Source organism: Escherichia sp. MOD1-EC6162 (assembly GCF_002965125.1).
GTDB classification, from domain to species: domain Bacteria; phylum Pseudomonadota; class Gammaproteobacteria; order Enterobacterales; family Enterobacteriaceae; genus Escherichia; species Escherichia marmotae.
Genome location: NZ_PTSB01000002.1, coordinates 320,026 through 329,950 on the forward strand (window position 1 = coordinate 320,026; position 9,925 = coordinate 329,950).

The 9,925-nt window shown below is 51.9% G+C and carries 8 protein-coding genes and 2 pseudogenes; all 10 read right to left on the reverse strand.

The window, feature by feature from the left end; all coding sequences use genetic code 11:
- Positions 1-121: 121 nt before the first annotated feature.
- Positions 122-238, reverse strand: a pseudogene (locus A9587_RS03735) (tail fiber assembly protein); the annotation flags it as partial.
- A 17-nt stretch (positions 239-255) separates the two neighbouring features.
- Complete coding sequence (locus A9587_RS03740) at positions 256-549, reverse strand: hypothetical protein (protein WP_021555269.1); 294 nt, start codon at positions 547-549, stop codon at positions 256-258.
- 42 nt (positions 550-591) lie between these two features.
- The gene (locus A9587_RS03745; RefSeq protein WP_105281895.1) at positions 592-1,632 is read right to left on the reverse strand and encodes a tail fiber domain-containing protein; all 1,041 of its coding nucleotides are present in this window, start codon (positions 1,630-1,632) and stop codon (positions 592-594) included.
- Between the two features lie 9 nt (positions 1,633-1,641).
- On the reverse strand, positions 1,642-1,923 hold the full coding sequence (locus A9587_RS03750) for a hypothetical protein (RefSeq protein ID WP_021555267.1): 282 nt from the start codon (positions 1,921-1,923) through the stop codon (positions 1,642-1,644).
- Positions 1,920-4,319: a prophage tail fiber N-terminal domain-containing protein gene (locus tag A9587_RS03755; protein WP_021555266.1), complete on the reverse strand. Its 2,400-nt coding sequence runs from the start codon at positions 4,317-4,319 to the stop codon at positions 1,920-1,922. The genes A9587_RS03750 and A9587_RS03755 overlap by 4 nt, the downstream gene beginning before the upstream one ends.
- Positions 4,320-4,383: 64 nt before the next feature.
- Positions 4,384-4,983, reverse strand: a complete 600-nt coding sequence (locus tag A9587_RS03760; RefSeq protein WP_021555265.1) for an Ail/Lom family outer membrane beta-barrel protein — start codon at positions 4,981-4,983, stop codon at positions 4,384-4,386.
- A gap of 67 nt (positions 4,984-5,050) precedes the next feature.
- Positions 5,051-8,446 (reverse strand): phage attachment tail tip protein J, encoded by a 3,396-nt coding sequence (gpJ, locus tag A9587_RS03765; protein WP_105281896.1) that lies wholly within the window; start codon positions 8,444-8,446, stop codon positions 5,051-5,053.
- Positions 8,447-8,506: 60 nt separating this feature from the next.
- On the reverse strand, positions 8,507-9,154 hold the full coding sequence (locus tag A9587_RS03770; RefSeq protein ID WP_099588091.1) for a tail assembly protein: 648 nt from the start codon (positions 9,152-9,154) through the stop codon (positions 8,507-8,509).
- Positions 9,052-9,774: a C40 family peptidase gene (locus A9587_RS03775; protein ID WP_236942423.1), complete on the reverse strand. Its 723-nt coding sequence runs from the start codon at positions 9,772-9,774 to the stop codon at positions 9,052-9,054. Before A9587_RS03775 ends, A9587_RS03770 begins: the two co-directional genes overlap by 103 nt.
- A pseudogene (locus tag A9587_RS24965) lies at positions 9,671-9,925 on the reverse strand (hypothetical protein); the annotation flags it as partial. The gene A9587_RS03775 and the pseudogene A9587_RS24965, both read right to left, overlap by 104 nt.

Genomic DNA, 9,925 nt, shown 5'->3' on the forward strand with positions numbered 1-9,925 from the left:
ATTTTTCGAGAGCTTCGGTCTTTTACTAAAACTGATTGCGTATAATCCCAATACCCCTCCCCGACTATCTGAATGGTCGGGGAGGCACTTCAAGCACAAAATATCATCCCTGCGCCGTTGATTACTCTGCAGGTGAAGTCGGCCACTCAATATCAAGTGCAGTTGATGTATCAACACGGTTCAGCAGCACCTGATACTTATTCCAAGCTTCCAGCAACGAGGTTTCGCCCTCCGTTGCATATACAACTCACTTTTTTACCCGTGATTAACCAACAGCCAGACCAGCAGACACACCACCACCGGCACAGCAAAATCCATCAGGCTTGCCACATCCCACACGCGCGGATCAAAACCGCCCCACCACGGCATATTCATACGCTTGCCATGCCCGAACATTTCAATCCAGCGATATTCTGCCTGGGTATGTTCGCGCGCAATGAAGAACGTACAACCGGCTATCGCCCCGTAAGCCCAGTTCCCGGTAAAAAGACCAATCAGTAGCTGCGCAGCCGCAGCACAAAGCGCATGAAGGAAAGGTGTTATATCCATTTTCATCCTACCCAATAAAACGGGGCGCTCGGCCCCTTAATATTATTTAGACGCAAGCGCCGCCTCAATTGCAGATAATCTTTGTTTTAATTCTGCGTTTTCTTCTTCCAGTGCTGTTATTCTGTCGTCTGACTCTCTGGCTACCTGAACAAGCAAGCCAGTAATACCAGAATAATCTACTGTGTAATAACGTTCACCTTCTTCACCTTCCGATCCGCTTGCAGCGTCCTGATATTTCACTGCGGAACCTACAACTTCTGGGATTGCTTCCAGAGCTTCCTGTGCAATGACACCAGCATAGGGCATACCGTTTTCTTTAAGCGTGTATGTATAGCCGTTCATTTTACGGATGCGGTCGGTTGCATTATCGATCACCTGAATGTTGTCTTTCAGATCCCGGTCGGAATGCTGGTTAAATGCGGTGGCATGACATGCACCATTAACGCTTAACATATAGGTGTTATCGGTATTTTTCTGCGCATAGAACATATACGCGCCACCATCAGCACCAACTTCATATACAACCGGACGGGTAGAGTTACCCCACAAACTAGTAGTAGCGCCAGAATGAGCGGTCCCCTGTGTGTTTAATGTCATGGTTGACCCATGATTGGCATATTTGATCTGTAATGTGTCGGTGTAATCAAATTTAATAAGCGCGTTACTTCCACGCTTGCTGTATGACATAAGGCAGTTACCCATTTTGAGGTATCCGCTGTCACCGGGAAAAATCATCGTACCGCCATAAAGGTTGGTAAAGTCCCAGCAAATGTTTGTCCCGTTATCGTTCAGGTTAAGGCGCGCCATTGCGTTACCTGGACTGTCTATCCATTTTTTGAGGTATAGTTCGCAATACGCATCCTCAACACCTGCCGTCCTGTGAGTTGAGCGGAGTTTTCTCCCAAATATAGCTCCGCTAGTTGGCAATACCTGCTGATACCATGAAGCAGACCAGTCACCAACGGTTTCATCTTTGCTGTCTACATATGATTTTGTTGCGTAGCTTCCTTGATCGTTTTTTAATTTGCTAACGTCGGATTTTAGCGTTTTGATGTCATCCGGAATTACTGTCGATGTAGCCATTTTTCTTCCTCACATCCAGCCACGAAGTTGATGCTCAACAGCAACCACGTATTCATCGAATAATGACGATATTTGCGAATCATTAATGATGCGCACGTTTACAAAATATCCGTCTTCCTTAACACATACCGGTTCGCCATCTTCAGTCAGTTCTCCGGTTTCTTTGTACACGTTACCTATCAAGTCAATAAGAATATCATCCTGCATCGACTCGTCATCATAATAGCCAATACTCTCCATAAAGGCCGAAAAGTCGGCCCTGTCTGCAAATTTGAGTGTTAAATCTTTCATTTAATACTCTCCCCCATTTGCGCATCAGTTAATTCTTTATGCCAGAGACGAAGATTTCTCAAATGGCCGAATAGATGACGAGTTCCTGATGTGGCTTGACCTCCAATTCGAATAAAGGTCCGTGTTTTTACGCCCGTCCACTCCGTTTTCATAGTTTTAGTAGCCTCACCGTTAGAAACTACTCGTTTAGTACCATCAGAATAAATATTAAAACCACCAATGAATTTTCGAACATCAGTTCGACCAGCAAACACACTAGAAACGTAAGTACTTGTCGACGCTTTATAAGTTTGCATATAAAGCTGACCGTAATATTTCTCAGTTGTGTTAAAAGCGTATGTAATTGACTCAATAGGTGGCACACCAGAAAAATCAAAAATACGCGGTGCTACATTAGGAGGAATATCGCCCCAATTTCTATTAACCTCGACCAGACACGTAAGCGGTCTATTATAGATATTATTTTCAGTTGGGATCGTCACCATATCACTAGAGCGGGTTGCGGGTGCAGTTGTCGTAATAACAAAAGATGAAGCACATCCGCCGTTTTCAAATTGTGGTGTTGCAAGGTAAATATAATCTCCCGCTTCAGTTACACCACCTTTTTTCGGCGCATACTGAATCATTGCGCCAATTAAGGTTTCACCTTCAACAGCTTCTATAGTTGCCTCATAGAAAATCCACCCTGTAACCGGATCTTTAGTTGCAGTAGCTGCTATTCTATTGGCTGCTCCGCCAGTTTTTTCTATTATCAGAGTTCCGAAAGTTAAATAAGCATCTCCTAAAAATGTATAAACCGATCCATCGTATTTTTCAAAACGCAAACGACAACGAAGACCATCAGGAGCTTTAACCCTGCATGAAACAGTGCAATACTTATTATCGCCACTAACATCAATCCCCCGGGATGCACTGCATGTATGCAGACTAAGTGCAGATGATTGTCCTGTCATATTATCTTTTGCTCGCATTTTGGCATATGAAAAACCAAATTCATCAACACCATTATTAGTTTTATCGATATTGCTGGTACTCGTCCATTCAGCGGGGGTATTGGATTTAACAAAATAGTTAGTGCGCTGTCCTTCAATCAATAAACCTTCTTTTTCAAATCGTGGCTCATCAATTTTAGCAACACTAAATACGCCTGATTTATTGATATATGTGGCAGTTGATGCGCGTTTAAACTTTACAACCTTATCGCCAGGCATCGTTATTTCATCATCACCAATAACAATCTTTTTATATGACGGCGAAAAGCCCGTAATCATATCCAGTGAATCGTTAAACGGTATCCACACATCGGGAAGCGGCTGCAAAACTTGTTTATACGGCTCCGCAGCCTGGCTTGCATACTCTCTGGCTGCGTCTTCACTTGCTTTTGCAGCCGTCTGGCTTGCAGCGGATGCTTTCGCCGAGTTAGCCGCAGCAGTCTCGCTCGCCTTTGCGTTGGTTTCACTGGTTTTTGCAGCTTTTTGACTGTTGGCTGATGCAGTGGCAGAAGCAGCCGCCGCACTTGCAGAACCAGCTGCGGCACTCTCGCTTTCGGCTGCTGCAGCCTGGCTGTTTTTCGCCGCAGTTTCGCTGGCTTTAGCATTCGTTTCGCTGGTCTTCGCTGCCGTCTGGCTGGACTTTGCGTTGGTTTCGCTCGTCTTCGCTGCTTTCTGACTGTTAGCCGCAGCAGTTGCTGATCCGGCTGCTGAAGTCGCAGAACCGGCTGCCGCGCTCTCGCTTTCGGCTGCTGCAGCCTGGCTATTTTTCGCTGCAGTTTCACTGACTTTGGCATTCGTTTCGCTGGTTTTCGCTGCCGTCTGGCTGGACTTTGCGTTGGTTTCGCTCGTCTTTGCGGCTGTCTCGCTGTTTTTCGCGTTGGTTTCTGATTTTTTGGCTGCTGTCGCGGAGTTTGCCGATGCAGTCTGCGAGGCCGCTGCCGCCTGTGCACTATTAGCTGCATTCGTTTCTGAGGTTTTCGCCGCGTTCTTCGATGATGCCGCTGCAGTTTCGGATTTCTTTGCCGCCGCTGCGCTCTGAGAGGCGGCTTCGGCGTTGCGTGCCACTTCTTCCACCATTGCCTCAAAACGACGCAATGCCTCCGGCATGACATCATCTTCCGTCATGGCACCGAGAAAATCATTCAGCGTACCTGGTCTGGAACCTTCATAGACGGTAATGGTCCCGGCATGTGAAGGCGGAAAACCTTCAACCAGCAGGGCGACGCTGTACTGGCCATACTCGACATCCATGCTGTAACGTCCGGCTTCATCCGGATTTTCAGAGGCCACCGTGTTCACCAGTACCGTGGTACTGTTACGCTTTGCTTTGAGCTGAATAGTGCAGTTTTGTATTGGTTTTCCCGCACCATCTTTCAGCACACCAGAGATTTTTACTGCTGCCATATCCACTCCACAAAAAAGCCCGCCAGAATCTGCGGGCTGTCATAACACTGTGTTACCTGGCTAATCAGAATTTATAACCGACACCCACGATGAAACCTTCAGTGCGCCAGTCGCCACTGCCGGAACCTTCATAAGCAAGGTCAATGGCCACGGATTCGGTCGGGTTAAACTGCACGCCAGCCCCCCATGCCAGAGACGTGTTGCTGTGGCGACCGTCATCACTTACGGTCAGCACATCGTGCGTTTTCCCCTTGTTGTCAGTTACGCGGAGATAATCCCCGGAGAAAGTCGAAACACGGCTGTAAGCCACACCCGCCATCGCATAAGCACTGAACCATTCATTCACGCGTACAGACGGCCCCGCCATCACGCTGAACCAGCGATTACGCACTGAATCTTCATGCCAGCGGGTATCGCTGTAATGCGTTTTTTGCTCATCTTTGGCATTGGCATAACTGAATGACGTCACCAGCCCCAGCGTGTCCGTAAACTCATAACGGTATTTCACGTTAATGCCCTTCAGGTCATCGCTGCCTGGCATATCAGTATGGGTCTGAAGATACCCGGCGCTTAGTGTGGACTGATGCTCTGCTGCGCTCGCTGGCGTACCAGCGGCAACCAGCCAGACTACTGCGGACAGAATAACAGCACATAATTTACGCATAATTACCTCTCGCTTTTCTGCAATAAAAAAGGCGCCATTTCTGGCGCCCGTATCTGGGTTATAAAATTCAGCTAATCGTGATGCCTGCAGTAGCTTTCTTCATCACAACAACCAGCAAATCGCTGATACTTGCTGTGGGATACCAGTTATTTACCCACCATGCTGATACAGAAAACTCCAGTGTCATTACGCCACTGCCTGCAGGCATATCAATAACACCTGTGTAAATCAGAGTATTATCCAGAGCCGTTCGGTTATAAATTTCAGCCCCGTTATTCTTCACTATCAGGCGACATGACGAATAAGTATCGCTATTCTCCCGCTCATGTCTGGCGCCGCTGAAAGCCACCGCTGGAATAACAATTTGCCGGTCAAACGGCTGATCGTCATAAACCCTGACGGTAATGGTCCCTGATGGCCACCGCTCCGGAGCACGGGAGTCCCGGGGGAAAGCTTTGCCCACTGTTTTAACGAGATCGCCTTCAATCTGGTTCGCGGACAGTTTTCCCAGAACCCGACAGTTCTCGTTAATCGTGACGTTGTTGAGCGTCCCGGAGTTCGCATTCACGTTACCGCTGATATCGGCATTTTTCGCCGTCAGCCGCCCGTCCGGCGTCAGGGAAAATGCAGGAGGATTACCGCCGCTGGTGATGGTCGGGGCCGTCAGACGCTTCAGGAACACGTCGTTCATGAATATCTGATCGCCCTGACCAACAAACATTGGTCGCGTGTTGCCATTAGACGGATCAATAAACGCGATACGGTTAGCGGCAACCAGGAACTGGCTCAGTTTGCCTTCCTCCGTATCCTCCATGCTGAGGCCAAGCCCCGCGACATAATGCCTGCCGTCTTCGGTCTGCTCAATTTTGACGCCCCACATGGCATTCCATTTATCGTTGGCGTCCTTCCACTCTTTCGAAAACTCCTCCAGTTTGCTGGCGTTATCCTCCGTCAGCTCGACTTTTTCCAGCAGCTCCTTGCCGAGATGGGATTCGGTTATCTTGCCTTTGAAAAAATCCAGGTAACCTTCCGCATCATCGCTCGCCCGACCGACGGCCTCCACGAATGCCGATTTGCCAACGGTGTTCACACTGCGGATATAAAAGTAATAATCATGGCCCGGTTTGATATTGATACTGGCGGCTATCCAGTACAGCGCCGTACCAAGATAGCGGGCTGTGGTTTCAACCTGCCTGATATCGGTAATCCGCTTTTCCGAGAACCAGAACTCAAACTGTACCGTCGGGTCATAAACCGCAAGATGCGGCGTGGCGGTTATCTGAAAATAGCCCGGCGTCAGCTCAATCCTCGACGGTGCTGCCGGTGCGGCAATCCGGAACGATACCGACGTCGGATCGCCCTGCTGCCCCCACGCATTTACCGCCCGGACTGTCAGCCTGTAGTTCCCCAGCGCCAGTTGCGTGAATCGGTATGTGGTTTCCGTCGTCCGGGCCGTGCTGACCAGCCGCTCACTGCCGTCATCCGCTGTTACGGTCAGACGGAGCAGGAAGCTCACGCCCTTCACCACCTTCGGCGTGTCCCAGCGCGCCAGCACCTGATATTCCCCGCTGTCTGCGGTGACTTCGGCGGTCAGGTGCTGCACCGCTGGCGGCGTGACACCATTCACCGTGCCGCTCTGGTCGCCGTCAAAGTGCGCCCCGTTATCCACGATGGCTTCTTTTTCCGGTACATGCTGCACGGCAGTGATGGCATACGTGCCGTCATCGTTCTCACGGATACTCACACAGCGGAACAGGCGCTGACGCAACGTCGGCAACTTCAGCCCCCACACACTGTATTCTGCAACGCCGTCAGGAACACGGTTCACTTTCACCTTAAGTCCGTCGGTGACGGACTGAACCTCCACGCTGACCGGATTACCACTTCCGTCAACCAGGCTTATCAGCGTGGTACCGGAGGATGGCAGCGTGATTTCACGGTCGAGCGTCAGCGTCCGGGTCTGGCTGTTCACCGCCAGCACGCGACCACCGATGCTGATACCGGCATAGTCATCATCACAGATTTCAATGACATCGCCCGGTACATGGCGAAGCCCTTCTGCGCCCACGCTGAAGTCCACGGTCTGCGTTTCCAGCAGTTCTGTTTTAATCAGCCACAGCCCGGCGCGGTGTGCCTGCCCCCGGCTGGTACAACCAAAAGCATCCATCTTCGTGACGTTACGACCGTAACGGGCAATGGCCTGCGTATCCTCCACAAGCTCTGTCGCCGTCTCCCAGCCGTTGTTCGGGTCAATCCAGTTCACCTCAACGGCATTATGGCGGTCTTTCAGGGCGCTGAAGCTGTAGCGGAACGGCGCGCCATCATCCGGCATCACCACATTACTGCGGTTATAGGTCCACACCTTATCCGACGGTCGGTCCTGCACGAACGTCAGCGTCTGCCCGTTCCATACCGGCATACAGCGCATCGCCGAGCAGAAATCGCTGAGAACATCCCACGCCTTACGCTGCGTGGTCAGGTAAGCGTTACAGGTGATGCGCGGCTCCGTGCCACCAAAGCCGTCCGGCACCGACTGGTCACAATTCTGGCCGATGACATACAGCGCCCATTTATCCACATCCGCCGCACCAAGACGTTTCCCCATGCCGTAGCGCGGGTGGGTCAGCATATCCCACAGACACCAGGCCATGTTGTTGCTGTATGCTGGCTTAAACGTTCCGTCCCAGATACCGCTGTATTGCCGCGTCTGCGGGTTATAGTTCGATGGCACCTGCAGAATGCGCCCGCGAAGATGATAATTACGGCTCACCTGCTGGCTACCGAACTGCTCCGAGTCCACCTGCACGCCGACCAGTGCCGTGTTCGGGTAGCACTGTTTCACATCGATGATTTCGGTGTATGACGACCAGAGCGTTTTGTTCTGCAGCTGGTCTGTGGTGCTGTCCGGCGTCATCCTGCGCATCCGGATGTTGAACGGGCGCGGCGGCAGGTTACCCACCACCACCGAGGCCAGATACTGCGAGGTGGTTTTGCCCTTAATGGTGATGTCTTTTTCCGTCACCCAGCCACCGTTACGCTGTATCTGAACCAGCAGGCGGACTTCCGACGGATTCCTGTCCCCCTTTGAGGTGGTTTCCACCAGAGCCTGCACACCGAAGGTAAAGCGCAGACGGTCGATGTTTGCCGACGTGATGGTCCGGGTGATCGGCGTGTCATATTTCACTTCCGTACCCAGCACCGTCTCGGAGCCTGAGGATTCAAATCCCTCCGGCGGAGTCTGCTCCTGCTCACCTGCCCGGAACACCACCGTGACGCCGGAGATGTTGGTATTCCCCTCACTGTCCAGCACCGGTGTACTGTTCAGCAGCACGCTTTTTAAGCCATCCACCGGACCTTCAACCGGCCCTTCACTGATGGCATCGATCACACTCAGCAACTGCGTGGATTTGAGGTTGTCCTTCGCTTCGCGCGGGGTATGCCCCTTACTGCTGCCTTTACCCATTCGTCATGCTCCATAAACGACAAAACCGCCCGGAGGCGGTTTCACATAAAATATTTTGCATCATCGACCAATCACCACAACCTGACCACCATCCCCTTCGTCTGCCGTGCTGATCTCCTGAGATACCACGCGTGACCCCACGCGCATTTCACCGTACAGAACGGGCAGAACATTCCCCTGGGCAACCATGTTATCCAGCGAGGAGAAATACGTGTTCTGTTTGCCGTTATCCGTTGTCTGTGTGCGGGGAGTTCTGGCTTTCGGTGCCAGCATCTGCGCCACACCGCCCAGGATCATACTGGCCCCTGCCGCATACATGCCCGATACAGCCGCGGCACCCAGCCAGCCCACAGGGTTCCACCATGCCACCGCAATCAGCGCCGCCCCCAGCACAGCCTGAAACACACCGCCACTTTTAGCTCCCGCCAGACGCGGCACGATGTGGATCACGGCACCATTTGCCAGCGATTCATTAAGACGGGCAGATAATTCGTTTTCGCCTGCATCACGCCCGGCAATGCGCACCTGATACCAGCCGTCATTCAGTTTCTGACGAAACGCCGGGAGCTGTGTGGCCAGTGCCCGGATAGCTTCGGCTCCCGTTTTCACACGAAGGTCGATACGGCGGCCAAATCGTTGTAAATCCCCGTAAAGGCAGATGCGAGCCATGCCTGGTGACGCCAGAGGGAGTGTGTGCGTCGCTGCCATTTGTCGGTATACCTCTCTCGTTTGCTCAGTTGTTCAGGAATATGGTGCAGCAGCTCGCCGTCACCACAGTAAATGGCGGCATGATTCGGCACCGATGAACCAAAGCAGCACAGCAGCACATCGCCCGGCTGCGCCTCTGTCAGTGCGACACGGTAAAAACCCGTTGCCTCCATATTGTCAAGATAGAGATTCTGACCGTTACGCCACCAGTCATCCCCGCGATGAAAATCCGGCATCTCAATCCCCGCCAGATGGTAAGCATCCCGGAACAGCGTGTAACAGTCCGTCACCCCGTGCTCAAAGCGCCGCCCGGTGAGATGCGGCACACAGCGGAACTTATGAATCGCCCCCCGGCAGACCAGCCACCATGGCAAATCACTCTGCACCTGCAGCCGTCGGTCAGCCTCACTCAGCCAGGGCAGACCACCGGGATGACTGTGGACCAGCGCCACAATCTCACCCTGCATTTCTGCCTGCAGCCAGTCCTCCGGCGACATCCGGAAATAATCCTCCGGCTCACCGGAGATATTCACGCAGGGAAAATATCTTTCCCCCTCCGGCGTTCTCACCACGAAGCCGCACGACTCCGCTGGCGCACATCGCCGGGCGTGCGCCAGAATCGCTGATTCTGTCTCTGTCATGGGATTTATATGAACGCATCCCGTTTTGCACAGCTTCCATTGTTTTGACATTGACGGTAGGTTGCAGCTTTATATCCGGCTTTATTGCAGCCATAAAGCTGCGAGCCCCTATGTAATTCGCTGACTCACA

What these genes read in the sequence shown, in the direction of transcription:
- A9587_RS03740 (WP_021555269.1), bottom strand. Translation starts at nt 549, where the DNA reads ATGGATATAACACCTTTCCTTCATGCGCTTTGTGCTGCGGCTGCGCAG.
- A9587_RS03745 (WP_105281895.1), bottom strand. Translation starts at nt 1,632, where the DNA reads ATGGCTACATCGACAGTAATTCCGGATGACATCAAAACGCTAAAATCC.
- A9587_RS03750 (WP_021555267.1), bottom strand. Translation starts at nt 1,923, where the DNA reads ATGAAAGATTTAACACTCAAATTTGCAGACAGGGCCGACTTTTCGGCC.
- A9587_RS03755 (WP_021555266.1), bottom strand. Translation starts at nt 4,319, where the DNA reads ATGGCAGCAGTAAAAATCTCTGGTGTGCTGAAAGATGGTGCGGGAAAA.
- A9587_RS03760 (WP_021555265.1), bottom strand. Translation starts at nt 4,983, where the DNA reads ATGCGTAAATTATGTGCTGTTATTCTGTCCGCAGTAGTCTGGCTGGTT.
- gpJ (WP_105281896.1), bottom strand. Translation starts at nt 8,446, where the DNA reads ATGGGTAAAGGCAGCAGTAAGGGGCATACCCCGCGCGAAGCGAAGGAC.
- A9587_RS03770 (WP_099588091.1), bottom strand. Translation starts at nt 9,154, where the DNA reads ATGGCAGCGACGCACACACTCCCTCTGGCGTCACCAGGCATGGCTCGC.